Source organism: Pseudomonas sp. TSO6 (genome assembly GCF_056098905.1).
Genome location: NZ_JBLZWV010000026.1, coordinates 19,069 through 45,407 on the forward strand (window position 1 = coordinate 19,069; position 26,339 = coordinate 45,407).

Consider the following 26,339-nt stretch of genomic DNA (forward strand, 5'->3'; position numbering starts at 1 on the left):
GGTGACCTCACAGAATCGTCGCGGCTTTGGTCAGGAACCACAGGATCACCACCACCAACAGCGCGCCGACGCCGACCACAGCGCCGAGATCCTTCCAGGTCTTGCGCTGGTTTTGCACGTCGGCGTAGACCGTGAGCGAGTGCCAGGCCACACCCAAAAAGGCGAGGGTTGCGATCAGTAGACCGAGCAGGATGCCGCCGTCGTAGGCGTAGTTCTTGATGGTGTCGATCAGTCCTGAGCCCTCCCCGCGGGAGGGCGCTTCCATGGTGGGCAGATCAGCCCAGGCGAGTGTCGAGCTCAGTAGCACCAAACTGGCGAACAGGATTTTCGAACAAGTAGCCCGCAGCGGAAAATGCGGGCGGTGGCAATGACGGGAGAGGTTCATGGCAAGTTCTCCTGGTTACGACAGCATGAAAAACATCAGCACGATCAGGGCGAGGGCTAGACGCAGCGTGCTGCCGCCGAGCGAGCCAAAATTGATGTTGCCGGCCGCCCAGCCGCGGTAGCCGGTCCACAGGGCCCAGGTGCACCAGAGCAACGCCAACAACAGCACCGAGGAGCGCCACAGTACCGAGCTGAGTTGCGGGGAAAACCCGGCCACGGCCGAGAACGCGCTGAGTTGAGCGTCAGTCATGCTCATCGGAGGGGCTCGAGTGGGGTGCTTCAGCACGGTACTGACCGGCCAGCTCGACCAGGTCAGCCGGCTGCGCGCGGGAGGGCGATAAGTATTGTTGGATGCCTTCACGTACACGTTCTAGGTCCGCCGCAACCCTCTGATAGTCGAATCGATAGCGCACTCCAGCGACATTTTCTGAGCCGCTTTGCGCACGATCAGCCAACTGTTCGATGGCAGTGAGCTGTCGTTGCACGAGTCCCAGATCCGAGCGCTCGCGACTTTCTTGTGCAACAGCCGGGAGTGTTGCTAGATAAATCACAAGCATCGGGAAGGCATAAGTCCTCATGGCATGCTCCAGAGCAATCTCTGGTCGCCACCTTTACCCAGCGGGCGAGTTGAGGCATGAGTTAAAAGGATTCTTGGCCTTTCGCTTTCTGTCGAGGTTGGCAGGAGTGGAGCAAGACTGGAGTTCAACCATTCAGGGGACGACCAATCTGCGAGCGTTGCTGGCCCCACGAATTCTGCAGCGAACGCCTGAGAAGCTGGCCAGCCATCAATGTCAGGGCGTGAAGCAGCCAGTTACGGCGAGCACTTTTTGTGAGAGCTGCGTCTGGGGATCAACATGATCCACCACTGGTCAATGACCTGGAGACCTGCTTACTTCCACGATGCGTGCCGCGTCCTTTGCGGGGGGCAAGCCGAAAAGGCGGGCGTAGTCCCGGCTGAATTGCGTGGGGCTCTCATACCCAACCTCGAACGCCGCCGCCATCACACTTCTGGCATTGGCCACCATGAGGGTGCGTGCTTGAAGCAGCCGCACGCGTTTTTGGTACTGCAACGGGCTCAGGTTGGTGACGGCTTTGAAATGCCGGTGAAATGCCGAAACACTCATGGTGGCGTGCTGCGCAAGCTCCTCTACTCTGATTGACACCGCAAAATGGCGGCGTATGTACTGAATGGCCTGGCTTACCCTTGCCAGTGCAGTATCCGGCGCGGCTATCTCCCGCAACATCCAGCCATGCGGGCCTTGCAACGCCCGGTACAAGATCTCGCGTTCATACACGGGCGCAAGGGCCGCAATCTCTTCAGGCTTGTCCATCAGGCGCAGCATACGTACCAAGGCGTCCATCAGCTCTGGCGTGACGGCTGCCACGGAAAACCCTGGTTGATGTTCATACTGCCCGGTCGGCCTTGGCAGGTCGGCGAGCAATGTCGTCAATACCAACGGGTCGAGCGTCAAGCTCACAGCCAGGTAGGGTGCGCCTGACTCGGCGGCATGCACCGTGCCCACCGAGGGTAGGTCGATGGACATGACAAAGTAAGTCGCAGGGTCATAGCGCAGGGTGCGATCGCCCACAGTCATCGACTTACTCCCTTGCAAGATCAAGTTGATCATGGGGTCGTAGACAGCAGCCAGCATGTGCTCCGGGATTTTGCCCTGAACCATGGCTACACGCGGGATGCCCGTCTCGGTGCGGCGGTTTTCGGCTCTGGCGGCCAAAGCGCGCAGTTCATCAATTTGAGTGGTCATGGCTGGCATGCTGACGGCAGCGAGCGATGCCGTGCAAGCAAAAAGCAGAAACAGGCAGGATCGAAGCAGCAATGGGAGCGTATGCAATCCGCGATCTGATTACTGTGAGGGCTTAGTTGATCGCTAGCGGAGTAGCACATGGGCGTTATCGTCATAACAGGCGGCAGCCGGGGCATTGGCGCCAGTACGGCACACCATCTGGCCCGGCGCGGCATGGGTGTCATCCTTACCTACAAGCGCAGCTCGGCTGCCGCACGGCAGGTAGTCGCTGACATTGAGCACTTCGGTGGCAGAGCAGTTGCACTGGAATTGGATGTTGCTGATGTCGGTAGCTTTATCGGCTTTCGCGAGGCCGTCATCGAGGCGTTGCAAGGAAACTGGGGCGTCAGCGGGCTTGCCGGGCTGGTAAACAATGCAGGGCACGGCCTTTTCAACCCGCTGGAATCGGTCAGTGAGCACCAGTTTGACGCGCTGCTCAGCGTGCACCTGAAAGGCCCGTTCTTTCTCACCCAGGCCTTGTTGCCGTTGCTGGAAGCGAACGCTTGCATCGTCAACCTGACCAGTGCCACTACTCGCGTGGCAACGGCGGGTGTTGCGCCCTACGCCTCCTTCAAAGGGGGGTTAGAAGTGCTCACCCGTTACATGGCCAAGGAGTTCGGCGAGCGTCGTATTCGTGCCAACTCGGTTTCGCCGGGTGCAATCCGAACTGAGCTGGGCGGTGGTTTGAACGAAGAGTTCGAGGCGTTGCTGGCGTCCCAGACGGCGTTGGGCCGGGTGGGCGAACCCGAGGATGTGGCGCGCGTCATCGGCACGCTGCTGTCCGCCGAGGGCGCCTGGATCAGCGCCCAGAACATTGAAGTCGCCGGCGGTTACAACATCTGAGCACAGGAGCGTTTTCAATGCTTGACCACATTTTCCTTTCAGTAAGCAATATCGAACGTTCCATCCGCTTCTATGACGCAGCCCTGACGCCACTTGGCATAATGGCGCGGCTGAATTATGACGGCATGGACGGGCCACCTGGGCATCCCGACCTCAAGGGTTTCGGTGCCAACGGTCGGATGTTTTTCTGGCTGCGCAAAGGCATCGTCGAGGGAGGCGCCGTGCATGTCGGCTTCGTCGCCCGCAACAAGGCTGAAGTGGACGCGGCCTATGCTGCGGCCATGCGTCATGGCGCCATCGACAATGGTGCACCTGGCGCCCGCTTGCACTATGACCCTGATTACTACGCTGCCAATGTGCTGGATCCGGACGGGTACAGCCTCGAATTCGTTTACAAGAAATGGCAGCACGCACAATGAAAAAACTTCTGATCTACGGCGCCACGGGTTACACCGGCCGCATGGCGGCAGAGCGGGCAAAAGCGCTTGGGCTGAATGTTGAAATTGCCGGGCGCGATCGTTCGCGCCTGGCGTCACTCGCTGATCAGTTGGGTGTACATTTTCGGGTGTTCAATGCCGATGCCAACGCCGTGGCGTCCTTATCGGGCATTTCGGTATTGCTTAACTTCGCAGGGCCGTTCGCGCATACGGCTGAAGCGTTGATGCGTGCTTGCCTGAAAGCAGGTGTGGACTACCTGGACATCACCGCAGAGATCAACGTTTACCGATTGGCAGAGAGGCTTGGCACTGAGGCGGTTTCCCATTCCGTCATGCTGATGCCTGGTGTCGGTTGGGACGTTGTGCCCACCGACTCCCTTGCCGTACACGTTGCCAAACGGGTCAAAGATCCGTTCGCACTGAATATCGCGCTTCACGTACCAGGCTCGATGTCCCGTGGATCGGCCATGAGCGTCAACGAAATCATCGGTGCAGGCGTACTTGCCAGGGTCGATGGCGAACTCGTTTCAACGGCTGATGCCACGCCACGCCATTTTGACTTTGGGGAGGGGCCGGTACTCTGCGCACCCTTGTCATTCGGCGACCTGATAACCGGCTGGTATTCGACTGGCATCGCGAACATCGCGATGTTCGTTCATGTATCAGGCGATGCATTTCCCGAAGGCGACATGTCTCGATTGCCTGATGGGCCCAGCGCTGAAGAGCGAAATGCTCATCGAGCGCGGGCAGTGGTAGAAGTGGTGGGAGCAGATGGATCAATCGCTCGCTCCGTGATCGAAACGGTCAACGGTTACACCTACACGCCTTTGTCCGCAGTGGCAGCTGCGGTACGGGTACTGAACGGTGAGCGTCACTTAGGTTTTGCAACACCAGCTCAAGTCTTCGGGAGTGGATTTGCCGAAAGCATCGTGGACACGCACATGACTGACTTTTAATCACAAAAAGCTTGGGCCGCTGTTTAGTTCGATGGGCTGGTATGGGGTGACATCAGCCATTCAAAGATATTTTTTGAACGTTGTAGCGGTGATCGCGACCATGAAACCCAGCAACGCAGCAGAGGGGATTAATACCCAGTTCGGATTCAGCGACCAAGGGAGCGACAGATAGATTACCCAAGGGCTGATCAACAGCGGTAGTAATGTGCGCTTGGCTCGGTGATAGACAAAGCTGCTCTCCCTGCCCGCCCCGAACTTGCGGAGGTCGCGGCGCATCAACCCGTCGACTATGCCGGTGAGCACCGTAAGCAAGAACAGGGGAGTGGCCAAAGTGAGAACGGTCAGGCGCACGACGAAAGTGCAGACCGTGAACAGGGCCGCCAGCAGGTATTCCTGTCCAGCGACATACGCTTGAGCTAGCTGTCCTTGCAACGACGGCTCGCGAGTGAGTAGTTTCAGCTGGATGTCAGATTGTACCCAACCGGAGCGGACCACAACCCAATCGTTGAGGCGCTCAAGGATTTTCGCGGTCGCTTGCGCCGGCTCCTGCACGAGTAGCGAGCTCCTGAAGTGGCTGCTAAGCCATCCGAGCTCTTTCAGCCACATGCTATGGCTATGATGCCAGCCTTGTTCTGGCCAGAGCCACAGGATACCCACGAACTCCACAATAATGGAGAACACCAAGGAGGCGAACAGCAGGCCGAGCAATCGCAGGCACAGCTCAAGCGTGCCGAAGATCAGCCTTGGTTGTCGTTGTGTCTGAGGCGGGTTGGTTGCGGTAGTAGGCATTAGAGGCTCCCAGGTGTTGGCTGTCTACCAGGTGATCACGAGGCCGATTTGCGTCCCGGTGGCGGCATGTCGGGATCGAAGTCGACAGTCGGCGCACCGCCGGCACTGCTCCACCAGCTTCCCGCATTGGCGTTGTAAGACTCGCGCATGCGCGCAGCCAGGGCCTGCAGATTCGCCGGCATCGCATCGTCGCTAGCCGGTTTGGGCAGCGGAATCCGTACCTTCCACAGTTGCCCGCCTTCCTGGAACGAGAACATCTGGCCCTTGGGCAGAGCGATGATGTGTGCGGGTTCAATCAGCGGCACGGCGGTGGAAGTGACCCGGTCCTGTGAGGAGGAGGTGAAGTCGGTGCGGGCGTCGGGATCAGCGGTGTCGGTTGCGCCGGAGACCAGGGTACGGGTCTGTACGTTTACCTTGGGCAGTTGGTTGGTCAGCAGTTCGGCGGTCGCGGTTTCCCGTACGCGCAGCATCTGCAGCGTGTTGAAGTTGCCGATGACCTGGCCGGCCTTGGCCCGGCTGCCGATACGTGCCTCGATGTCGCTCAAGGTCTGGGTGTAGGCGGTGACCTGGATGCCGGCACCGCCGCCTTTGTTGATCAGTGGGATGAACTCGTCGCCCATCAGCTCGTTGAACTCGTCGGCGTGGAGGTTGATGGGCACCTTGTCGGCCGCGCTGGAGGAACCCGGCAGGCCGTGGTCGATGCCGTGTTTGTAGATGTGTCCGGCCACCGAGACAAGGTCGGCAAACATCGAGTTGCCGACCGCTGCGGCGACCTCGGCATCGGAGAGTGCATCCAGGCCGACGTAGACGATGCCGCGTTTGCGGATCACCTGCAGCCAGTCGAAGATGGGTCGTGGATCGTTCAGGTCGGAATAGTTGGGGGCCAGCAACTGGGCTGTCTTACCACTGGTGAGCTTTTCCAGCAGCGGCAGCAGCGAGGCGACGATCTTGTCGAAGTACGTGCGGTCGTAGCGCACCGCCGAGCGCAGGCCGTCCATCACCGGATCGAAGAGGCGCTTGGCCGTCAGGTACTGCTCGATGGCGACCACGCGTTTCTCGCGGCCAATCATGTGCCGTGGCACGTTCTTCTCATTGAGCCGAGCTTCGAGATCGACAATGGTCTCCCAGGCCTGCGGATCATGTCGTGCGAAGAAGTGCTGGGCGTATTCGATGAACAGCGCATCAATGTTCACCACGTGCCTCTGGATCTGCAGGTAGTCGGGGCGCCGGCCGAGCTCGATCAGGGCCCGGGCGATGATGTTGACGAAGCGCCAGGCGAACTCGCGAAACGCTGCAGAGTTGCCTTCACCGCTCAGCTGGCCAGCGATGCGGGTGGCCACTTCCGAGATGCGACCGAAACGGCCGATGGCGTTGTAGCGTGCGGAGATCTCCGGCCAGCCCAGGTGGAAGACGTAGAACTCGTGTTCGCGGCCGGCTCGTCGTGCTTCCACGAACATGCGCTTGAGCAGGTCGGCATCGCCTTTGGGGTCGAAGACGATCACCACTTCCTGGCTCGGCCGGTGGATGTCCTGGGTGATGTAGACCTCGGCCAGCCGCGTCTTGCCGACCCGGGTGGTGCCTAGCACCAGGGTATGGCCTACACGCTCGCCCAGTGGCAGGGAGGCTTCCTGCTCGTTGGGCTCGACGCCATGCAGCAGTGGTGAACCGCCCACGGGCGGCAGTGGGCGTACCGGGTTGAGTGGGCTGTCCCAGGCCGTCATCCGGGGCAGGAAGGAGAGCCCTGGTGGCGCTTTTTCCAGCACGTGCTCCAGGCGCCGTGCCCATTGGTAGGCCGCTGACTGGTTGACGTAGCGGGCGAGCGCGGGGTCCTGCGCCTCCAGCAATCGCTGGGTGTGCAATCGGTTCCAGCGAAAGCCGCGACCCATGAACAGGCGCTTGCTGCTGATCGGGATCTGTCGGCTGGTCAGCGAGTAGCGGGGCAGGCGGCGGATGTTGCGCCGATAGCGCAGGATAATGCGGGCTTCATTGAGGCGCTTGAGGCCGAAGGCGGTATAGGCCAGGGCCATGCCAGCGCCAATCTCCGGTGACAGCGCCACCGCCCAGGGCGAATGCAGGCACAGCGCGCTGGCACCGGCACAGATCCCCACGGTGTACAACTCCACCGCTGGGCGCAGCAAAGATTCCATCGCATGATCGCCCATGACGGTTCCTCACTGCTCCAGGCCGGTTGGTGTGATCAATACCGGGTAGTGTTCCAGCTCCAGCCGCTCGGCGATGTCGTCGCCACTGACCGGCCAGATGCTCAACGTAGGTGCTACCGCCTGGATACGCTGCAGCGCCGCCGCATCGGCGACCTCAACGGCCAGGCCGTTGGCGCCCAAGCGCTTCAGCGACGGCGCGTGCTGCGCCAGCCACGCCAATGAGGCGGCGTCCGCGCCCACCAGGAACAGCGGGACCATGCCTGGCAAATCCAGCGCTCTGCGTGGCACCTCACCCGGCGTGAGGCGCGCACTGTGCACCGGCAATACCCAGCTCAGTGTGCGTGGGTCGGCTCGTTCAACCGGCGCGACCGATTCGGCGGCCATGGCAGGGGGCGTTGGCACAAGCCATGCCCCGGTAGCCAACGACCCCAATAGCCCGCAGATCAGTGCGCCCCGGCGAACTTCAATCATGAACGTGGCCCTCCGCGGCTAGGTGTGGCGACTTCAAGGCGCTGCCAGTGCTGGTTGAACTGCATGCGGTAGCGCTCCGCCGGGGGCCCGCCCGCAGGCCGGTGGTAGCGGCCCGCGGCGATGACCCAGTCACCGACGTTGGCGTAGTGCGCGCGCAACAGGTCAGCGGTGACGGCGAGGTTTCTGCGCGGATCGAGGGCATCGCAGGCGGTGGGGTAACGCTCCGGGTGGTAGCCCAGGTTGGTTTGACCCAGGCCGACATCGATGCGCTTGGGATCATGCCGGCTGAGCGCCACGGTGAGTGCGCTACAGGCCTGGGCACGGGTGGCGAAGCGCTGCGGCGTGCCGGCCACATTCAAGGTCCACGGCCAGGGAACAAGCCGACCACGCAGCGGCGTGCCGCTCTCCTGCTGGGCAATGGCAAACAGCACCGAGGCCGGGATGCCGGCCTGGGCGGCGGCCAACTGGTACGCCGGTGGAGGGAGGCCGCCTGCTTGGGCGAAATTCACACCCATCAGGGCTAGGGCGAGGGTCAGTCGACGCGTAGCCATTTCCCTTCCACCTGTTGAAAGCGTGCGGGCAGGGGGCGGCTGGCGCCGAGGGCGAACCAGCGGCCGCGGTCGTGATTGAGGGTGATTTGGCCGCTGCTGATCCGGGCCAGGGTAATGCCCACCTTGCGCGCCCATTGTCGAATGCGCGCATCGTCACCCTGGCTGCCCACCAGGTAGACGTCCAGGTGGGCGCCTGTGCTCAACCATTGGCGGACGCTGGCCTCACAGGTCGAGCACGGGTCCTCCACAAACACGGCATAGCGGGGGGGGCCCGACGGGGAGACTGCATCGCCCATCCCCTGCACCGGTAGCAGTCCCGGGAACAGCCGCGCCCAGGCTGCGGTGTAGGCTTTTTGATAGGCCAGTTCGCGCTCGGCGCGCTTGGCTTCAAGGCGCACCTGCAACTCGGCGTAGCGCTGACGCTCCTGGTCAGAATCGGCTTCCACGCCCAGGGTGGTTAGTGGGTCGAGTTGCGGAGACCAGTACTGGCGAGGACCGCTCTGCAGGCGCTCGAACCTGGCCCATTCATCATCGGTCAGGCCCCAGGCCTTGGCCTGTGCTGCGGACCGCTCTAGCTGCAGCGGGGCCTGCTCGCTGGACTGCAGCTCCGTTTCAACCATGGCGGGTGCACTCCATCCCGATTCTGGCACCAGGAAGATGGGGAATAGGAGCAGCGAGAGAGTGATGAACCGGGCCATATGCACCTCGTCACGGCAGGGGCAGCGAACGTTCGCCGAGGCCAGGCACCTGGAATACGGCCCGGTTCCGGCGAATGGTCTTGAGCTGCCAGCCGTTCAGGCTGTCACCGGGCTGCAGCAGGTGGACGGTCGATAGGGCATGCGCGCAGGCTGGTTGAGCCGAGACAAACCGGACGTCGCCCCGGGTCTCGACACCCAGCAAGGTGAATGGCTGCGTCGGGTTTTGGTTTTTTGCGGCCGGTTTGGCAGGGGCTGCAGGCTGGCGTTGTGTGGATGGCGCAGTCGGTCGAGCCTCAAGGGCGTGGACGGCGGTTTCGGTGTTGCCCAATCGTTGTTCCAGCGCGACCAGATCGGACTTGGTCGGACCTCGAGGTAGGGCTTCAATGGCCTTGAGCGAAGCGTTCACCTCATCCAGCTGTCTGCTCAACGTCGCGAAGGTCGCGTCCTGCTGGCGCTGGTGCTCGCCGAGCGCTTTTATTTGAGCTGGAAGTGCCCCGAAGGTGGCGCCGAGTGCATCGAGGTCCCGCCGCAACGACGGGACTGGATCGGCTGGCGCATTATCAGCGGCGACTAGGAGCGCGGTCAGTTGTTGCTGGTGGTTGTAGGTCACTGCGGCCAGTACGGCGGCGCCGAGGCACAGAGCCCCGAGCACCAGGGCCTGAAAGTGATGAACCTTCATGGCGCGATCTCCAGGGGCGGGCGAGGTGGGGCTGGCACCGGTGCGCGAAGCGCATAGCACACGTTGCGTTGGACCGGGTCGATAACGAGCCGCCAGGCCGGGCCGCCAAGGATGGTCAAGGCGTCAAGCAGCGCCATCGGCCCGAGTTGGTGCTGGACCGCCGGCAGGGGACGGCTGAACAAGGTGGTGACCTCGGCGCGGTTGGCGCAGAGCGAGTAGCCCGAGCGCTGCAACACGTGGCGCAGGGCATCACCGACCGTCGCGTGCAGCGCCGGTGAGATCTGCACGGTGATGAGCTGGAACAACGGCTGACGCTGCTCCAGCGTCGGTCGCGTGCTGACTAGGGTGTAGCGGTCCTGGCGGACCCACGCCGGTGACACCGACAATGGTTTGGCTGGGGTAGCTGGAGCTGCTACGGGGGCGGCTGGCGCCATCGGTGGGGTGATGGCAGGCGGCATGGTGCAGCCCGCCAGCGTGAGCATCAGGACAAGGCAAGGAAATGCGGGCGTGTGCATGAGCAGGTCTCGACAGAAGTTGCGGATACCTTGGCAACGCGCGCGAGCTGTACCCACTGAAAAACCGAAGTTGGCTGGCCGGTTTATCGGGCCTAACACATAAAAAAGGCGCCCTGCAGGGCGCCTCGGGTCAATCGTCAGTAAACACCGGCAGTCCTGCCAGCGGGGCTGCATCGGGATCAAACACCAGGAAACGCGTGTCGGCCTGGCCGGCCAGCAGCAACAGGGTCATCAACACCGGCGGTACCTGCTCGTCCAGCAGGCGCGTGCAGACCTCCGCCGCTGAGCAACCGAGGCCCTCCACTTGGGCGCTGCGGTGCCAGGGTGTCGAGTACAGCTTGCAGCCGACGGAGCGGTTGCTGACCAACGGGAAGCATTCGAAGAAGCCGCCAGGTCGTTCGCTGCGGGCAAGCTGCTCAAGGTAAGCGTACTCGTCGGCCGGTAGGTGGGATGAGCTGATCTCCCAACTGCGGCTGTACTGGCCGGTGGCAAAGGACAGCTGCAGCATCAAGTGGTCCGCCGCTTCCCGGCTGGGAAGATCGCCGAGGTGTACCGGGCCACTCAGCCGCTCGGCGGTGACCTGGTACAGCACGGTGGTGACCACACCGTCCGCAGGCAACTGCATGCGAAGAAAGCCAGACACATCCTGACCTTCTGTGATGACGGCGCAGTCGTCATCGAATACACAAGCCTGGCAGTTGATGTGATCGTCGTCCAAGTCCAATTGGGCGGTGTGCAAAGGACGGTAGCAGGGCGGGCACTGGTCGTCGTAGTGGATCTGTACCACACGTTCGCAGGAAAACGCATGGAAGCCACGGGCAAAGGGGTTGGGGGTTGAGGTGAGCATGGTGGCGCTCCAGGAAAAGAGAAGGCCACCCCATGCCGGCGGTGGCGAGAGAGAGGGTTAAATCCAGCCATATTCGGCCAGGGACAGGGGCTGACCTTCACCAACGATGATGTGGTCCAGAACGCGGACCTCGACCAGCGCCAAGACTTCGATCAGGCGCGTCGTCAGCACGCGATCGGCGCCGCTTGGCTCCGGGCAGCCGGAAGGGTGGTTGTGGCTGAGGATGACCGCGGCGGCGTTATGTGCCAGCGCCTTGACCACCACTTCGCGAGGGTAGACCGAGGCACCATCGATGCTGCCGAAAAACAACACCTCGAAGTCCAGCACGCGGTTGCGCGAATCGAGGTAGAGCAAGGCAAATACCTCGTGGTGGTAGGGCGCCAGGCGCAGCTTCAGGTAGGAGGCAGCGTCGGCAGGTGTGATCAGCACTTCGCCGCGCTGGAAGTAGCGTTGGTCCAGCAACTGCAGGGCTTCGCTGATCAACGCATCTTCGTGAGCGCGCTGGGTCAGGGCGGGGTCGAGGGGCTCGACCAGGGTCAATGGCGTTTTCATGAGCAGAACCTCGTGTGCAGGAGCCCTCCGGGAGGAGGCCCCGGTGGGTGGGATCAGGCGATCACAGGCGAGTGAAACGATGACGGGTGCCGTGCAATGGGGAATGACAGCCTTCGCAGGGTTGAGTGGAGAGGGGGGCGATGCCGATGCCGGTGTCCGGATCGAAATCAGCGCTGAGCGGCAGTAACGCTTGCACCGTCTCACGCATCTGCACGATTCGCTGGTCGACTTCGGCCTCGCTGTAGTACAGCGACAGTGCGCTGAAGTCGTCGTAGGCGACCGCTTGCAGACAGTCTTCGCAGAGCCAGAAGCTTTCCATGCCAACCTCCGATGTGAATGGACAACAGGCGCTCTGAGAGCGCCTGCTGCTGGCGGTCAAACTGCCTCAGGCAGACTGACATGCATCGGTGGAGTTACGGGCGGCGGTCGGAGTCGGCTCGCGCTGACCGGAGTCACCGTCAGTGTCTGCCTTGTCCGTATCCGCCTCCGCTGGCTCAACCGCGTCAGAGGCAGCGTCGGTGCGGGCGGGCGTACGGTAGCTGAACTGGCCATCGACCTTGATCCACTCGATGAAGATCAGACGGCCCTTGAGGCTGGCGCCGGGTTGCCCCTTACGTTCGCCTTTCTCGTACAAGAAGGGATCCACCCAGAGGTCGCCGATGCGAAAGGCGATCAACACCTTGCGTTCGGCACGGACGTCTTCCAGGTGTTCACGGATCAGCCGGTCGGCTTCACCGCTGGCGACCTTGCAGTCGAAGCGGGTGTACTCGACGTCGTCCGAGGCACCGTGCAAGGCAGTGATGTCACAGGCCATGAACGCTTGGCCGCGGCGAACCGGGACTTCGCGAACACGGTTCAGGTAACCGATGCCTTGGGTGTGCAGGTTGAAGTAGGTGGTGGGGGCGTTATTGCTCACAGTAGTCATGGTGGATCTCCTGTTCAGCAGAAACGCGGATATCCACCGGCCCTGGCGGCTGGTGAGTTCCGCAAGGGGAGGTGCAAAAGCGTGATCGGTAGAGAAGGCGCTCATCACCGAAAGGTCGGTGACCGTGCGAGCTGCCGAGCGCGAGTCGCACTTGTGGGAGAACCACCCGAAGCGGGCGTAGCCTTGAAGGTCCTGGCTACCTGGGTGCTGTCAACGACAGCGGTGTGAAGCTCATCTATAAAATACAACAAAAGGCCCGTCAACCACGGTTTGGAGGCTGTCTTTACCGGTGGATACGGGTGGCCCTCGGTGGAATTTCGGCGGCGAAAAAATAGCCCGACGGTCATCAGGCTAGGAGGAGTTGGACCACCCTTGACCCGGCGATGTGACACCGGAGTCCGTCGCAAGCTCTCCGCTGTCGATCCACCTGGATCAACCGACCCTTGTCGTGGCCTGGGTCGGAATCAACTGGCACGCATCCGCGCACAAAAGGTGCCCAGTGTTTCGCCGGCGGGCACCGGAGCTGAGCATCGTCGCCGAAGCGGATGAACCCTGAGGCCTGGCACAAGCCACACGGGTCATCCGCCTTGGGAACTTGGAACGCTTAAAAGACATCCGCAGATGCGGTGAAGGTAGGCTCCGAACTCTACGAGTCTGACCGAACTGCCCGGAGCGAATCGGTCTCGGTCGCCAAGCGGCGAGGGGCCAGATCACTACACCAGCGCTGTGGCGTGCCGTCAAGTCATGCGTTTTTCGAACGCTTGGATTTCGCCACCGGCTTGGTGCCCTTGCATTCCGGGTAGCGATCGCACGACCAAAAGCTGCCGGTACGACCTTTGCGCTGGCGCATGGTGCTACGGCACACCGGACATAAGGGGCCCTTGTTGGTTGGTGGGCGCAGGGTAAGGTTGGCGTTACTGCGCACCAACCGGGTCAGCCATTCCGCCTGCTTAGCGAGAAAGGTCTCGACGCTCAACTGGCCCGACTCGATGCGGTCCAGCGCCTGCTCCCACAGCGCGGTCATGACCGGGTCGGCCACCTCCGGTGGCACGGCTTCGATCAAGGTGTGGGCTGCGGCGGATGCGGCCAAGCTGCGCTTTTTCTTACTCAGGTACCTGTGATCGATCAGGCCCTGAATGATAGCCGCGCGGGTGGCTTCGGTACCGAGCCCGCAGCTGTCCTTGAGCTTCTGCTTGAGCCGCGGATCGGCCACCTGATTGGCGATGTTCTTCATCGCCTTGACCAGCGTGCCCTCGGTGTAGGCCTTGGGGGGCTGGGTGCGGTGTGCGTTGAGCGTGGCGTCGATCAGCACCACCGTCGCTGATTCGCGTAGCGTCGGTAAGCGCTGAGCTTGCTCTGCTGGCTCGTTGCTGTCGGCCTCGTTGATCACTGCCTTCCACCCGCGAACCAGGATCTGCTTGCCCCGCGCCAGCAACTGGTCGGACTGGTTGTGTAGCTGCGCCTGGGTCTTCAAGTACTCGTACTCGGGCAGAAACTGTGCAAGGTAGCGGGCGCGAATCAGCGCATAAACCGCCTGCTCGCGCTCGGAGAGCTGTGCCAAGTCCAGCTTGACGGCGGTGGGAATGATGCCGTGGTGCGCAGTGATCTTGTCGCTGCTCCAGGCGCGGGAGCGGCGGCTGGGATCAACTTCCGTCAGGATTGCCCCCAGTGAAGGCGCAGCGGCAGCTAGGGCGTGAAGCACACGCGGCACCTCATCAAGCATGCTCTCAGGAAGGTAGCCGCAATCGGTCCGTGGATAGGTCGTCGCCTTGTGAGTCTCATACAGGGCTTGGGCGGTAGCCAGGGTCTCCTGTGCACCCAACCCCAGCTTGGCCGAGCAGATCTCCTGCAGCGTGCCCAAGTCAAAAGGGAGCGGAGGGCCTTCGCGCACGCGCTCGACTTCGACGCTTGCGATCTGCGCGGTACCGGCTTGAGCGAGGTGTTTGAGCGCCTGCTGCGCGGCGGTTTCGTCGACACAGCGTCCAACCGCATCGCAGAGCGCGGCCGGGGGTTCCCAGCGCGCTTGAAAGCGGAGCCCGTCCTGCTCCAGTTCTGCATCGACGGTCCAGAATGGCTGCGGCACAAAGCTGGCGATCGCCCGATCGCGCTCGACCACCAGGCGTAGGGTTGGCGTCTGTACACGGCCCACCGGCAGCATGCCATCGAAGCCTGCCCGGCGGCCGAGCAGCGTGAACAGCCGGCTCAGGTTGATCCCGACCAGCCAATCGGCACGGGAGCGGGCGAGCGCACTGTGGTACAGCGGCAGGGTCTGCTCACCTGGACGCAAGCTGGCCAAGGCCCGGCGGATCGAGACCTCATCCAGCGCGGAGAGCCACAGGCGCAGAATGGGCCCCTGGAACTGACAGCGCTCGAGGATCTCCCGGGCGATCATCTCGCCCTCGCGGTCAGCATCGGTGGCGATGACTACCTCGGCGCACCTACGCAGCAGTTGGTCGATCACTTTCAGCTGACTGGCGACTTTCGGCTTGGATACCAATTGCCAGCGGCTGGGAATGATCGGCAGGTCGTCCAGCGACCAGCGCTTGTAGTCGCCATAGGATTCAGGCGGCGCGGTTTCCAGCAGATGTCCGACGCACCAGGTGACGGTGATGTTTTGGCCGGTCAGACAGCCATCGCCACGCCGATTGGCCTGCAGCACCCTGGCGATATCGCGGGCTTGGGATGGTTTCTCGCAGATGAACAGGCGCATACATGGGCCCTCTCGGTGGGTACCGACAGGGTGGGGGTGTGGTCGCGGAATGCCAGGGTAAATCTGAAGGTGCCGAGTTCATATCGGCGAATGACCGCTATTTGCGTTGGGCGAGGTGGCTTGCCAGCGTTTTCAGAGACTCCAAAGCGAACTGCTTATCCGCATCATTGAGCTCCTTGATGATCGCGTTTATCTGCACGCCCAAGTCTTGCGGGCGAGGGCTGATTGCCAAGAGTAGTTCATCGGCGGGGCAGCCGTACAAGTCTGCCAATTGCAGCAGCTTGGATACCGAGAGCTCAACGAAGCCTCGCTCCAATCGCGACACGGCTTCGCCGGAAATCCGTAGGTGTTTCGCCGACCTGCGCCTGGGTCAAGCGTCGGGCGCGACGATACTTTGCCAGCTGGCGACCAATGTGATGTGGGCTAGGCTCTTTGACGGGCAATGGGGGCGCTCTCCAATTCGACCTATATGGTCGAGCAGCACCCCAAAGATGTGAACGACTCATAAGGTTGACTAGCAACGATATGAGGCGTATCACCGAAATTATGTTGGATGACACGAGCGTCACCACGGAGGCAACAACTTGCACGGAACCCAGCAGAGTGAGGCGGATACGCTAGCGATCAAGGCCTACGAGCTGTTCATGGCCACCCATCTGGAGCCGGACAAGGATGAGGCGCGCGCCCGGTTGATTGCCTGGGTGCAGGAGCGCCCGGCGCACTGGCGGGCATTCCTTGCCCTAGACCAGTACTTGGCTGAAGTGAAGCAAATACTGGAAAGTGAGCGACGTAGGACTGCCCGGCGAGAATGAAACAACCGCAGCAGCCAGTGTTGCCCGCTGAGCTGTTTGCACCGTCCCAGTAGTAGCGCGCTGCGGGCGTTGATTCCACTGAGTACCACGCATTTATCCGGATTTGCGTGGCGCTTTCTTGCTACCCCCCTTGCGCGATGAGCTGGCGTTGTCGCTGGCTTTCTCGCGCATGGTCACCGAGGCCAGGCGGTGTGGCAGGATACCGATGCGCCGCGCCTCCACTTTGAACGTCACCCGCGCGTTGTCTTCGCTGTCCTCCCATTCCTCCTTGACCGTGCGCCCCTCGACCAGAACGCGCATCCCCTTCTGGTACAGTGTGCTCCAGTGCTCGGCGTCACGGTTCCAGAGCTCGACCGGCGCCCAGTAGCCGCCGCGATCCTCGTAGCCACCTTCGCGCGGCACTGGGTTGTCGAAATAGACATTCAGTCGCAGCAGGCGCCGCGGTTCATCGGGGTTGCTGTTGAACTCCTGATACTCCGGAACGCTGCCGATGTTGCCTTCACCAACAAACAAAGTACTCATGCGCGTTACTCCTCGGTAGGGGAACGGATTAGGGCGAGCTCGGCGACCTCGAGCTTGCCGACACCAGCGATGGCCTGGCGATACAGCGACTGCAGGCTGCTCATCTGCAGGTTCAGCACCACGCGGTTGGTCTCCAGCTGACACAACGCGTGCCGCAATTCCGGGTGCAGGCGCGGTTGAACCACCGCCTCCTGCCACACCTGCACGCCCATACGCTGAAAGTCCGCACTGCGCCAACGGAGGAAATCAGTGCCTGTCGCGCTGTGCTGGACGACCAGACGCAAGTTCAGCAACGAGAAGGGTGGCTGGGCCATGATCGCCAGCATCACCGCCATCAGCTCAGCGACCTGGGTGCGGAGGCGCAGGATTGTCTCGGCGAACTGCTGCAGCTCCCCCTTACCCTTAAAAGGCTTTAAAAGGCCTTTTAGGGAGGCACCTTGTGCGAACTCGCGATAGGCATCTGCAGACAGACGCCGGGCTATGGCTTCGGCGAGGGTCATGCATCACCCCCTTTAATAGCGGTGTCCGGGATGGGGGGTTCATCGACCTCCGGCGCACTGCCGCTTTCGATTTCCGGCGTAGCGCTGTTGCGGGCGACTGGTGGGGCAAACTGGGAGCGGCGCGTCCCTTCGAGAATGTCCTGCGGAAGGATGCCAAACTTGTCGATGGCTTCGCGGGCGCGTGCGTTGTTCGCGGCCATGTCGTCGCGACTCACTCCGGCCAGCCGGTAGCGCTGCGCCAGGCCGAGCAGGCTGCGTAGCAGATGAGCGCCGCCATCGATCCAGGATTCCATATCGCCCCGGCCGATCAACGCGGTGTGGTGGGCAAGCAGCACCCGCCGGACCAAGGTGTCGTAGTCGGTTAGCAGGTAGATCGCGAGAAAGCCCAGCTGGCTGCCGATGAATAGCGGCAGGGTGACGGGATGAATGTTGAGGTTGTCGCCGATGTCGACCTGAGTGGGCAGGGCCCGTTCCACTCGGCTGATCTGCTGCGTCAGCGTGGCCATGTCTACCCTGGCCTGCAGCAGCTTTTCCTCCAGTTGCAGCATGAACCAGTCCGCGTACGGATCGCCCTGGCTGCTGGCGTGTTTGAGCAGGTTGGTAACGCTGATGTAACCGGGCATGCCAAGAATCGAGTGCACGCCCTCACGGGCGGTGCGCCCCTGCCACAGCCGAGCCGCATGGTGAGTGTGCAGGGTCAGGGTGATGCTGCTGCGCAGTGACCCCAGGTTGAGTTGGTAGTGATCGACCATCGCCAGTACCTCGCCGTCGGAATGACGCCGACGATGAGCCGATCCGAGCGGTCCGACGCGAATCAACGCGAAGGTGGTCCGCTCGTAATTTCAGGCGGTGGATCTCGGTGGATTCAATGGCATGGGCACCTACTCCACCGAGATCCACCCCTAGCTCGGCGCAAGCGAACCGCGGCAGCGTTGTTTCAGTTCCTCTAGGCAGGAGAGGGCGACGGGCGAGGCGGTGCGCTGACCGCCGCGCTTCGGTCGTTCGCTGGGAGGTTCTGCTGGCACAGGCCTCGCTGGATTTGAAGTCGGTCTTGAGGTCTTGACCTCCTCGGTACGCGCGGCCCACAGGGTGAACTCGCCTTGGCAGGCGCGTTTGATCAAGCCCATCAGGTAGGCGACAGGTTTTCGGATCTCGCCGCGGGCGCAGCGCACCGCCGCTTCATTGATCACCGCTTGTTGCTGTTCCGGCTCGAGCTGACACATCGCCTGGGAGGCCATGCGCCGCTCGGTCGGGTTCAGCGGTAAATCTTCAGGCCACCGTGCTCGACCAAACTCGACCTGTGCCAGTACCGTACTTTTTTTGTTTTGGTCTTTCTGTACTGTACGGCCGGCGTCGGCATTCCGAACCACAGCCGAAACCGGTGCCTTGCCACAGGGTTCGGAATCGGTGGCCGGGGCGTGAGCATTCCGAACGGGGTAGCGTAGGCCTAGTTCGGAATGGTGCGCCTGCGCGCCGTCGTTCATCAGTGGCAGCGTGTGTTGCTGTGCCGGCGGCAGTGAGCCCAGTCGGTCCTTGTCGCCCTGGGCGACCTGCGGGTCGGCTTGGATTTCGGCAAGGACATGCTGCGTGACCTCGCGCACCCCCTTGGTGGCATGGCTGAGGTTCTGTTGCAGTAGTCCCGCGTAGCCGCTGTCCAGCTCAAGCTGCTCGGCTGCCGTCAACGGATCGCCGTGCAGCACGTAGACGCAGCCGCGCAGGCAGCCTTGGGCATCGCGCGAACGGTCGACCAGGCTGAGCCAGCGGGTGGTACGCAAGACGTTCAGTGCGCGGGCGATAGTCTCGCGCGACGCCTGGGTGCCACAGGGGCTGGTCGCCAGGTAGGGTTGCAGGTCCTGGTAGCGGGGCGTTTTAACCTGGCGTTCGGTGATCAGCCAGCGCAGCACCTGCCAGGTGTTGCGCTCCAGCGGGGTCAGTCGACGATCGAGTAACAAGGCCTGCGGCAAGGGATTGTTGTCGCCATAGTAGATTGTGCGTAGCGCCGGTTCCGCCGCCGCTTGTTGGGCCAGGGCGGCCTGACACTCATTGCGGCGTCGAAGGGCGTCGTAGCATTGGCGCACCACGTCCTGCCAGTCCACTTCGTAGAAGCTCAGCATGGTGCGCCTCCATACAATTCAACTTGTTGCCAGACCAGGGTCAGGCTGATGTGTTGTTCCTCGGCCAACATCATCATGGTGTCCAGCGGATCGTTGTCTGGATCTTCTGCCCGCAGTTGGCTCCAGCGGTTCCACACCGCATGCTCCTGGGCTTCACTGAGCTGGACCGGCCGGCCGCGGTGGGTCTCGATTTTCAGTACGCGGCGGCGCAACGCCGTTTCCGAATGGTCCAGGCCGAAGCAGCGGTACATGATCGTCGAACTCGCGCCGAGCTTGAGCGCCCGGTTGATCAGGCGTTCGTTCTGCTCGTCGCGTTCGGCCTGGACGATCAGGCGCCGTAGCACGGTTGTGTCAACCTTCACCTCGACCCAGGCGATCGAAGAATGCGCCAGGTGGGACAAGGTGGTCGGCGGCAGCGACTGCAGGACCTCGATGTCTTCGTCGGCCAGGCCCAGGGCCTTGCAGCGCTGGAGGCGGCCATGGCGCAGCTCATGCAGCACCTGGTTCAACATGGCATGGTTCAACAGATTGAAAGTCGTGCTCATGAGGTGGCTCCTCACGTTATCGAGTGGAGGACAGCGTCAGCTCGATCAAGCGCCGGGCGTGGCGGATCAGGGTGAACAGTTGCTCCAGTTGGGCGTCGGGAAGACGTTCTAGCCCGACAGTTAGGGCTGGGCGGTCCGTGAAGGGCAGGTCATAGGCGCCGATTAGTAACTGACCAAAGAGTGCCGCGGGCAACTGCTGGCGCTCCTTCCAGGTCACCTCGTCCTGCAGGCGCAGCAGGGCAGAGAGCAGCAGCTGGATGCCGATGTGCCGCGGGCTGAGTTGCTCGCCATGCTCCGGCGAAAGCGTGAAGCCCAGGCCATCTGTGTGCGGGCTGACCATGCCACCGGCTTCTGCGTAAGCCGCAAGGTCGGCGGCCAGTGCGGCGCAGCTCGTACGCAAGGCGCTGATGTCATCCAGTGACGCAGGGTCTGACAGAGCGGCGACGACTGCAGTCGGCACATCTTCGACCTTCGTCAGCGGCTTTCCTGTCACCGGTTCGTCACCCAGCGCTTGGCGTATCTCAGGTAAGCGTGGCGTTGGCTGCAGTAGGGTGTCCCCGCCAGTTTTCTCTGGTTCAGGAGTGGGCGGCGAGTTCGACGCTTCAGCAGAATAATTAGGTGCGGAAAAGTGCCCTGGCGACTTGTCAGTTTGATTGGATTGAGGAGCTTGATTGCTGTCTGTTGGCGGCCGCGCGGGGCGCTGTCCCTCATGCAGCTCCAACGCCAATAGCCGAGGTGTCTGCCCCAGGTTCAGCGCCATCCTGGCAAGCAGTTCATCCTGCAGCTCACTCGAATCCAGCTCGGGCTTTTCACCGTCGAATGCCGATAGGACTTCAAACCACAGCAGCGGGAATTGGTCGGGGCTGCCGAAATACTGGTTCCAGATCGACTCCGCTCGCCGTCGCAAGTTGATGAGGCGGCCGATGGCAGGCTTGCCCAAGCCCGCATAAAGCATCTGCGGAATGACGGGGAGCAGGTGCTCAAGCGCGTCAAACATGCGGCTGATGTGCGACTGCGAGATGGGATAGCCGCCCTCACTCAGACGCGTCGCTAGTTCGCGCTGTGTGAGGAGGGCGTTCCCGTGCTGGAACATCTCTTGGAGTTTCGCCACGGCCAAGGCCCGCTCGATGAACGACAACTGGCCATGTAAGTCGCTCTCGGCCAGGTGTCCGAGCAAGGCATGTGACTCCGACTGCCAAGGGCGGAACAGGCAGTGGATGCGAAAGAACCGTTCCTCGCGGGTTTCCTGCCACAGCTCGCCGAGGATACTCAGGCGAGTGTTGCCGCCATTACGGATGATGAAGTGTGATTCATCGGGACGGCGGGTGATGGCGGGCGGCTGATCCAGGCCGCGCTCGCGGATTGAGGCCTTGATGTCGTCATACAGTGGGTTGCGCACCACGCGCGGGTTAAGCTCGTAGGGCCGCAATTGCTCAAGGGTAACCACCATCGGCGTGTCGCCGACGGGGGTTAGCGCGAGGTCGCGGTCGTACTGCTGCGGAAAGTGCGCCTGCTGCAGTTGACGCGTGATGTCTTCGGAGGTCGGCGGCTTCATTACTCATCCTCCGATCAGCCGCGCCGTATCAGCTGGCGCTCGGCAGCGGCCGGGAAGCCAGGCGCAGGCACAGCGAGCGCGTTGAGCTGCTCGGCCCACTGCGGAAACAACTCGATGGCCAATCCCTGCATGATTTCAGCGGCGCAACGACTCCGGCTACCGGGCGGTGCGGCTGGCTCTATACGATGAACAGGCAGGCCGAGCGAGGCGGCGTTGGGATAAGCCACGCGGTCGGGAATTACTGTACGGCACACGCTGACATGAGGATCGGCTTGAAAGGAGGCTTGCAGGCTCTGCATGATCAAGCGCGTATCGCGGCGATTGGCGTTGACCTGATTGAGCAGTAGTTTCACCGACGGCAGGGCCACGCCTAGGTAGCGGTAGGGCTCCAGCTCTTCAAACAGGCCTAGCGTGCCTCGGCGCAGCTCGCGCGCGGCGAGCATTTCCGGCGGTACCGGGCACAGCGCGCAATCGGAGGCCAGAATAACCATTTCTACGACAACACTGCGCGCGCCTTGAGTATCGACGATGAGCACGTCGTACTGATCGTGGAAGGCCGGCAGCAGGTTACGCAAGCGCAAGCGGCCGTCGGCTGCATGCAGCAGCAGCGTGCTGATGTGTCCGGCCCGGTCATTGGACAGAACCAGATCCAGATTCTGAATGACGGTGGAGGAAATCACCTGCCCGGGCGCGGTAAGGCGTTCGGCAATGAGCTCGTAGCTGCCGGCCACGCTGGACGCGCACAAGGCGTAGTAGCTGGACAGCGTCGGCTGGCTATCCAGATCCAGCAGCAATACGCGCAAGCCTGCATCGGCGAGCACGCCGCCCAGATTGGCGGCGACGGTGGTCTTGCCAGCGCCGCCTTTGGTGGAGATCAGCGAGAGGACGTCCATGGCACTACTCCCTGACCGACAGTCGGTCCTGGACCCACTGCTCGATTTCCAGCGAATCCCAGCCGACGGCGCGGGTGCCAATTCGTCGGCATTGTGGGAACTGACCAGCCTTCATCAGGTTGTAGATGTGCGAGCGTTTGAAGCCAGTTTTTTGTTCCACTTCATCACGACGCATGATGTGGCGGTCGGCAAGTTGGGAGGCAGGTCTGATCGATTGCATGATGTCACTCCAAAGCACCATGTGGTGCGCAGTGGGATGTGACAGTCAGTGAAGGTCGAGAGGAGATAAAAAACATTGTCAGGCAATGCCCAGCATTGCCTGACAATGCGGCGTTAGCCCCGGGTGATTTGGGCCAAATGGCGGCGTGCGTCTGCAAATCTCCGATCAAGGGTACTTTTGCTCAAGTTAGGTAACCCTGGGAAACGGCGAATGATTTCCTGTACAAGGGCGCTTTGAGATCTGTAGATCGACTGCACACGACCGTCCTTCGACTTGCCCAGCGTCACTTCCAGCACAGCGCCAACGAGCATGTTGTGCGTACCTGCAGATGCTTCGGAGGGGATGCCTTGAGCCTCAAGTTGAGTAGTCAGCTCGTTCTTGAGCGCGGTGAGGGTCGCCATTTCTTCAACCATTCCCGCAAGCTCCTCGCGCAATTTGTCGATCGTACGTTCGGCAGCATCTAATTCTGCTTGCTTTACCAGATGCGTAGTCAGGCTGATGCATTCCGAATGATCGGTTTGCTGCGAGAACAAGAATCCAGGTTTCTCATCGGGGTAGTTGAGCGCAAACCAAACTAGCAAATCTGCGCGTCGAATGGACCAGTACTGCCGGTGTACCTGGTTGTCCAACGTGATCGGCCGCCCCAAGCAGGTCGCGGCTAAATCACCGCTGACGATGGCGTCGTAGATGCACTCGGCATAGATATGCAGAAAAGGCCACTGTGGAAAATGCTTGAGCAGACTGCCAGGGTGTGAGAGGTCAACCCGTAGAATTTCTTCCTCATGGTCGCTCAGGTCACACCACAATATCGCGGCATCAATTGGGTGGTAGGAGCTTCTGATCGAGATCATGGCACACAGCCTCCTGCTGCGTTCGTTCTGGAATCGCTGGCGAGGGCGTTGCAGGCCTCTGTCGAGCGAGCCGTAATCCCAGTAGACCAATCTGGGATCCAATGTGGATGACCGTGCGTTTAGTCGTTGGTTCTACCAAATTGGTGTGTTCGCGACAGGTTGTGACGTGCTAGTGAATAATGAGTGCATCTGGCGTCGAGAGCTGGGAATAAACGGGTAGTAAGCAAAAGATTTACATCATTGGTCGGGAATGAACAGCACACCGTGCGACATTAGTGTAGTTGACAAGCGAAAAAACAATTTGTTACCTATTAGATAGCCTGCTAACATTCGTGTTCCGTGAGATACGATGACTGTCATTTACATGACTGCGTGAGTGCTTGCAGTGCATTCCTCGCAGTCGCATAAGAGTAGGGCCCAAACCTGCCGTCGCTAGCATTTCACGGGTCTGAGTGATTAGTCATAGGTAGACCTGCATGTTGTTAACCAAACAAACCTCGCGAAGGAAGTTCCTGCTTTCTTCGCTGATTGCCTTGCCCGCGATGGGCATCACCGTCAACGGCCTGAGCGCGGCGATGGCGGCGGAGCTGGCGGCGCCGAGCCTGGACAGCTACACCCCGACCTTCTTCACACCCGCCGAGTGGACCTTCGTCCTGGCCGCCTGCGACCGGTTGATCCCCGCCGATGGCCGCGGCCCAGGTGCGCTGGAAACCAATGTGCCGATCTTCATCGATCAGCAACTGGCCGGTGACCTGGGGAGCGAGATCTACCTAGAGGGCCCGTTCGACCTGAACGCGCCGGCAACCCTGGGTTATCAGCTGCCGTACACCCCGCAGCAGATCTACCGCAAGGGCATCGCCGCGCTGGAACACTGGTGCCAGGCCAACCTCGGCCAGCACTTCGCGCTGCTGGCGCTGGAGCAACGCGACGAGGTGCTGAAGAAGCTGCAAGCCGGCCAGGTCGACTTCGCCGCCCACGGCGAGGACGTGCTCAAGGCCAAGCTGTTCTTCAACGAACTGCTCAACCACAGCCGCCAGGGCTGGTTGGCCGATCCGATCTACGGTGGCAACAAGGGCATGAAGGCGTGGATCGCCATCGGCTTCCCCGGTGCCCGGGCCAGCTACCTGGAATGGGTCGCCCAGCACAACGTTCCGTACCCCCTCGGCCCGGTCAGCCTGACCGGCCAGCGCGGTTGATCCCTTCGCCCCGAGTTACAGCATTCAAGGTTTTTTATGGCACAGATTACCAATGACGAAGTCGACGTCGCCGTCGTCGGCCTGGGTTGGGCCGGCTCGCTGATGAGCATCGAGCTCGCCCAGGCGGGCTTGAAGGTGCGCGCCTTCGAGCGCGGTGAAGACCGCAGCAACGCCGACTTCGCCTACCCCAAGCCGGCTGACCAGTACGCCTACGGCGTGCGCAACAAGATCATGGTCACGCCCAAGGATGGCGCGCTCACCGTGCGCCACAACCTCAAGGGCACGGCATTGCCGACCCGCCAGTGGGGCGCGTTCGTGCCTGGCACCGGCGTGGGCGGTTCGGGCCTGCACTGGACCGGCGTGCTGATCCGCCCGACGCCGACCGACATCAAGCTCAAGACCTACGCCGACCAGGCCTATGCGCCAGGCATTCTGCAGAGCGACATGACCATCGGCGACTTTCCGTTCACCTGGGACGAGATCGAGCCCTACCTCGACAAGTTCGACAAGATCTGCGGCCTGTCCGGTAACACCGGTAACCTGCGTGGTCAGATCATCGAAGGCGGCGACCCGTTCGAAGGCCCGCGCTCCAACCCCTTCCCGCTGCCGGCGCTGGAAGACACGCTGAACAACAAGCTGTTCGCCGATGCCGCGCGCAAGCTCGGCTACCACCCGTTCCCCAACCCGTCGGCCAACGTCTCGCGGGCCTGGAAGAACCCCTACGGCAACCAGATTGCGCCGTGCAACTACTGCGGCTATTGCAGCAAGTACCCGTGCCTGAACTACTCCAAGGCCTCGCCGCAAACTGCGGTGATGGACGCGCTCAAGCGCATGGACAACTTCGATTACCGGGTCAATGCCAACGTCCTGCGCGTCGAGCTGCACCCGGACGGCAAGACCGCCAAGGGCATCACCTACATCGACGGCCAGGGCAACGAAGTGTTCCAGCCGGCGAAAATCGTCGTGCTGGCCGCCTTCCAGTTCGTCAACGTGCGCCTGATGCTGCTGTCGGGCATCGGCAAGCCGTACAACCCGATCACCCGCGAAGGCACCATCGGCCGCAACTATGCGTTCCTCAGCAACGGCGGCGCCACGCTGTTCTTTAAGGACAAGCACTTCAACCCGTTCGCCACCGCGGGTGCCACCGGGCAGATGTTCAACGACGTCTCGCCGGGTAACTACGATGGCCCGTCGCTGGGCTTCATCGGCGGTGCCAAGATCCACAGCTCGCAGGCCACCGGCACACCGATCGGCACCGCCTTGCCTGGCGGCACCCCGGAGTGGGGCCAGGGCTGGAAGGAGGGCATGCAGGACTGGTACGGCCACTCGATGAAGATCAGCATCTCCACCGGCTGCATGTCGTACCGCGACCATTACGTCGACCTCGACCCGACCTACAAGGACCCGTGGGGCCAGCCGCTGCTGCGCATCACCTTCGACTGGAAGGAGAACGAACTCAAACTGCAGCAGCACCTGCGCAAGATCGTCCTGGACATCACCAAGGAGCTGAATCCCGACAGCTACAGCGAAAGCTTCCTGGGCATGGACTCGCACTGGGACATCACCAAGTACGTGTCCACTCACAACGTCGGTGGCGCGATCATGGGTGACTCGCCGAAAACCAGCGCGCTCAACCGCTACCTGCAGAGCTGGGACGTGCACAACGTGTTCGTACCGGGCGGCAACGCCTTCCCGCAGAACTTCCAGGCTAACCCGACCTCGATGATCGGTGCGCTGACCCTGTTCGCCGCCCAGGCCATCAAGGATCAGTACCTGAAAAAACCTGGCCCGCTGGTGCAAGCGTGAGGAG

General features: G+C 61.9%; 32 protein-coding genes. 6 read left to right on the plus strand and 26 right to left on the minus strand.

What is annotated here, in order from left to right; all coding sequences use genetic code 11:
* Positions 1 to 7: 7 nt before the first annotated feature.
* The 4 genes from ACN6NG_RS09800 to ACN6NG_RS09815 all read right to left on the minus strand — a co-directional run bounded on the left by ACN6NG_RS09800 (position 8) and on the right by ACN6NG_RS09815 (position 2,147).
* Entirely contained in the window at positions 8 to 385 is a 378-nt protein-coding gene (locus ACN6NG_RS09800) for a TIGR03745 family integrating conjugative element membrane protein (RefSeq protein ID WP_080563769.1), read from the minus strand.
* Between the two features lie 15 nt (positions 386 to 400).
* Positions 401 to 640: a TIGR03758 family integrating conjugative element protein gene (locus ACN6NG_RS09805; RefSeq protein ID WP_013972291.1), complete on the minus strand. Its 240-nt coding sequence runs from the start codon at positions 638 to 640 to the stop codon at positions 401 to 403.
* Entirely contained in the window at positions 627 to 962 is a 336-nt protein-coding gene (locus tag ACN6NG_RS09810) for an integrative conjugative element protein, RAQPRD family (protein ID WP_044046989.1), read from the minus strand. The genes ACN6NG_RS09805 and ACN6NG_RS09810 overlap by 14 nt, the downstream gene beginning before the upstream one ends.
* 291 nt (positions 963 to 1,253) lie before the next feature.
* Positions 1,254 to 2,147: an AraC family transcriptional regulator gene (locus ACN6NG_RS09815; protein WP_193384129.1), complete on the minus strand. Its 894-nt coding sequence runs from the start codon at positions 2,145 to 2,147 to the stop codon at positions 1,254 to 1,256.
* Between the two features lie 138 nt (positions 2,148 to 2,285).
* Here ACN6NG_RS09815 and ACN6NG_RS09820 point away from each other — a divergent pair, with 138 nt between their 5' ends.
* From ACN6NG_RS09820 to ACN6NG_RS09830, 3 genes are read left to right on the plus strand one after another with little or no spacing between them, the layout of a single operon-like run.
* The gene (locus ACN6NG_RS09820) at positions 2,286 to 3,029 is read left to right on the plus strand and encodes an SDR family NAD(P)-dependent oxidoreductase (RefSeq protein ID WP_013972293.1); all 744 of its coding nucleotides are present in this window, start codon (positions 2,286 to 2,288) and stop codon (positions 3,027 to 3,029) included.
* A gap of 17 nt (positions 3,030 to 3,046) precedes the next feature.
* A complete protein-coding gene (locus ACN6NG_RS09825) occupies positions 3,047 to 3,448 on the plus strand; it encodes a VOC family protein (protein WP_013972294.1) in 402 nt (133 codons plus the stop codon).
* Positions 3,445 to 4,422 carry a saccharopine dehydrogenase family protein gene (locus ACN6NG_RS09830; protein ID WP_044046990.1) on the plus strand — a complete coding sequence of 326 codons (978 nt, stop codon included), beginning with the start codon at positions 3,445 to 3,447 and terminating at the stop codon, positions 4,420 to 4,422. Before ACN6NG_RS09825 ends, ACN6NG_RS09830 begins: the two co-directional genes overlap by 4 nt.
* Positions 4,423 to 4,482: 60 nt before the next feature.
* Here the strand turns inward: ACN6NG_RS09830 and ACN6NG_RS09835 are convergent, their stop codons facing one another.
* The 13 genes from ACN6NG_RS09835 to ACN6NG_RS09895 form a co-directional block, all read right to left on the minus strand.
* Positions 4,483 to 5,211 (minus strand): TIGR03747 family integrating conjugative element membrane protein, encoded by a 729-nt coding sequence (locus ACN6NG_RS09835; protein WP_013972296.1) that lies wholly within the window; start codon positions 5,209 to 5,211, stop codon positions 4,483 to 4,485.
* A gap of 35 nt (positions 5,212 to 5,246) precedes the next feature.
* Positions 5,247 to 7,373: a type IV conjugative transfer system coupling protein TraD gene (gene traD / locus ACN6NG_RS09840; RefSeq protein WP_474313706.1), complete on the minus strand. Its 2,127-nt coding sequence runs from the start codon at positions 7,371 to 7,373 to the stop codon at positions 5,247 to 5,249.
* Between the two features lie 9 nt (positions 7,374 to 7,382).
* Entirely contained in the window at positions 7,383 to 7,844 is a 462-nt protein-coding gene (locus tag ACN6NG_RS09845; RefSeq protein ID WP_280340603.1) for an integrating conjugative element protein, read from the minus strand.
* On the minus strand, positions 7,841 to 8,395 hold the full coding sequence (locus ACN6NG_RS09850) for a lysozyme family protein (RefSeq protein WP_474313707.1): 555 nt from the start codon (positions 8,393 to 8,395) through the stop codon (positions 7,841 to 7,843). The genes ACN6NG_RS09845 and ACN6NG_RS09850 overlap by 4 nt, the downstream gene beginning before the upstream one ends.
* Positions 8,377 to 9,093 (minus strand): TIGR03759 family integrating conjugative element protein, encoded by a 717-nt coding sequence (locus ACN6NG_RS09855; protein ID WP_474313708.1) that lies wholly within the window; start codon positions 9,091 to 9,093, stop codon positions 8,377 to 8,379. Before ACN6NG_RS09855 ends, ACN6NG_RS09850 begins: the two co-directional genes overlap by 19 nt.
* Before the next feature lie 10 nt (positions 9,094 to 9,103).
* Positions 9,104 to 9,772, minus strand: a complete 669-nt coding sequence (locus ACN6NG_RS09860; RefSeq protein WP_474313709.1) for a hypothetical protein — start codon at positions 9,770 to 9,772, stop codon at positions 9,104 to 9,106.
* Positions 9,769 to 10,287, minus strand: coding sequence for a PFGI-1 class ICE element type IV pilus protein PilL2 (gene pilL2 / locus ACN6NG_RS09865; RefSeq protein WP_474313710.1), 519 nt, complete (start codon positions 10,285 to 10,287; stop codon positions 9,769 to 9,771). Before pilL2 ends, ACN6NG_RS09860 begins: the two co-directional genes overlap by 4 nt.
* A gap of 130 nt (positions 10,288 to 10,417) precedes the next feature.
* Positions 10,418 to 11,134 carry a DUF5983 family protein gene (locus ACN6NG_RS09870; protein ID WP_474313711.1) on the minus strand — a complete coding sequence of 239 codons (717 nt, stop codon included), beginning with the start codon at positions 11,132 to 11,134 and terminating at the stop codon, positions 10,418 to 10,420.
* Between the two features lie 57 nt (positions 11,135 to 11,191).
* On the minus strand, positions 11,192 to 11,686 hold the full coding sequence (locus tag ACN6NG_RS09875; RefSeq protein WP_474313713.1) for a JAB domain-containing protein: 495 nt from the start codon (positions 11,684 to 11,686) through the stop codon (positions 11,192 to 11,194).
* A 61-nt stretch (positions 11,687 to 11,747) separates the two neighbouring features.
* Positions 11,748 to 12,005, minus strand: a complete 258-nt coding sequence (locus ACN6NG_RS09880; protein WP_474313715.1) for a hypothetical protein — start codon at positions 12,003 to 12,005, stop codon at positions 11,748 to 11,750.
* Positions 12,006 to 12,071: 66 nt separating this feature from the next.
* Positions 12,072 to 12,611 carry an STY4534 family ICE replication protein gene (locus ACN6NG_RS09885; protein ID WP_474313716.1) on the minus strand — a complete coding sequence of 180 codons (540 nt, stop codon included), beginning with the start codon at positions 12,609 to 12,611 and terminating at the stop codon, positions 12,072 to 12,074.
* Between the two features lie 742 nt (positions 12,612 to 13,353).
* On the minus strand, positions 13,354 to 15,321 hold the full coding sequence (locus ACN6NG_RS09890; RefSeq protein WP_474313717.1) for a DNA topoisomerase III: 1,968 nt from the start codon (positions 15,319 to 15,321) through the stop codon (positions 13,354 to 13,356).
* A 97-nt stretch (positions 15,322 to 15,418) separates the two neighbouring features.
* The gene (locus ACN6NG_RS09895) at positions 15,419 to 15,646 is read right to left on the minus strand and encodes a hypothetical protein (protein ID WP_474313718.1); all 228 of its coding nucleotides are present in this window, start codon (positions 15,644 to 15,646) and stop codon (positions 15,419 to 15,421) included.
* A 259-nt stretch (positions 15,647 to 15,905) separates the two neighbouring features.
* Between ACN6NG_RS09895 and ACN6NG_RS09900 the strand changes: the two genes are divergently transcribed.
* Complete coding sequence (locus tag ACN6NG_RS09900; protein ID WP_474313719.1) at positions 15,906 to 16,133, plus strand: hypothetical protein; 228 nt, start codon at positions 15,906 to 15,908, stop codon at positions 16,131 to 16,133.
* A gap of 93 nt (positions 16,134 to 16,226) precedes the next feature.
* Here the strand turns inward: ACN6NG_RS09900 and ACN6NG_RS09905 are convergent, their stop codons facing one another.
* The 9 genes from ACN6NG_RS09905 to ACN6NG_RS09945 all read right to left on the minus strand — a co-directional run bounded on the left by ACN6NG_RS09905 (position 16,227) and on the right by ACN6NG_RS09945 (position 23,333).
* Positions 16,227 to 16,655, minus strand: a complete 429-nt coding sequence (locus ACN6NG_RS09905) for a single-stranded DNA-binding protein (RefSeq protein WP_474313721.1) — start codon at positions 16,653 to 16,655, stop codon at positions 16,227 to 16,229.
* Positions 16,656 to 16,660: 5 nt separating this feature from the next.
* Entirely contained in the window at positions 16,661 to 17,155 is a 495-nt protein-coding gene (locus ACN6NG_RS09910; protein ID WP_474313723.1) for a DUF3158 family protein, read from the minus strand.
* Positions 17,152 to 17,907 (minus strand): PFL_4669 family integrating conjugative element protein, encoded by a 756-nt coding sequence (locus ACN6NG_RS09915; protein ID WP_474313725.1) that lies wholly within the window; start codon positions 17,905 to 17,907, stop codon positions 17,152 to 17,154. Before ACN6NG_RS09915 ends, ACN6NG_RS09910 begins: the two co-directional genes overlap by 4 nt.
* Positions 17,908 to 18,057: 150 nt before the next feature.
* Positions 18,058 to 19,269, minus strand: coding sequence for an STY4528 family pathogenicity island replication protein (locus ACN6NG_RS09920; protein ID WP_474313726.1), 1,212 nt, complete (start codon positions 19,267 to 19,269; stop codon positions 18,058 to 18,060).
* Complete coding sequence (locus ACN6NG_RS09925) at positions 19,263 to 19,814, minus strand: DUF2857 domain-containing protein (RefSeq protein ID WP_474313728.1); 552 nt, start codon at positions 19,812 to 19,814, stop codon at positions 19,263 to 19,265. The genes ACN6NG_RS09920 and ACN6NG_RS09925 overlap by 7 nt, the downstream gene beginning before the upstream one ends.
* A gap of 16 nt (positions 19,815 to 19,830) precedes the next feature.
* On the minus strand, positions 19,831 to 21,369 hold the full coding sequence (locus ACN6NG_RS09930) for a ParB family protein (RefSeq protein ID WP_474313730.1): 1,539 nt from the start codon (positions 21,367 to 21,369) through the stop codon (positions 19,831 to 19,833).
* Between the two features lie 14 nt (positions 21,370 to 21,383).
* Positions 21,384 to 22,262: a ParA family protein gene (locus ACN6NG_RS09935; protein ID WP_474313732.1), complete on the minus strand. Its 879-nt coding sequence runs from the start codon at positions 22,260 to 22,262 to the stop codon at positions 21,384 to 21,386.
* 4 nt (positions 22,263 to 22,266) lie between these two features.
* Positions 22,267 to 22,482, minus strand: a complete 216-nt coding sequence (locus tag ACN6NG_RS09940; protein WP_474313734.1) for an AlpA family transcriptional regulator — start codon at positions 22,480 to 22,482, stop codon at positions 22,267 to 22,269.
* Between the two features lie 113 nt (positions 22,483 to 22,595).
* The gene (locus ACN6NG_RS09945; protein ID WP_474313736.1) at positions 22,596 to 23,333 is read right to left on the minus strand and encodes a hypothetical protein; all 738 of its coding nucleotides are present in this window, start codon (positions 23,331 to 23,333) and stop codon (positions 22,596 to 22,598) included.
* 476 nt (positions 23,334 to 23,809) lie between these two features.
* Here ACN6NG_RS09945 and ACN6NG_RS09950 point away from each other — a divergent pair, with 476 nt between their 5' ends.
* Positions 23,810 to 24,529 (plus strand): gluconate 2-dehydrogenase subunit 3 family protein, encoded by a 720-nt coding sequence (locus tag ACN6NG_RS09950; protein ID WP_474313737.1) that lies wholly within the window; start codon positions 23,810 to 23,812, stop codon positions 24,527 to 24,529.
* A gap of 36 nt (positions 24,530 to 24,565) precedes the next feature.
* Entirely contained in the window at positions 24,566 to 26,335 is a 1,770-nt protein-coding gene (locus ACN6NG_RS09955; RefSeq protein ID WP_474313740.1) for a GMC family oxidoreductase, read from the plus strand.
* The last annotated feature ends 4 nt before the right edge of the window (positions 26,336 to 26,339 follow it).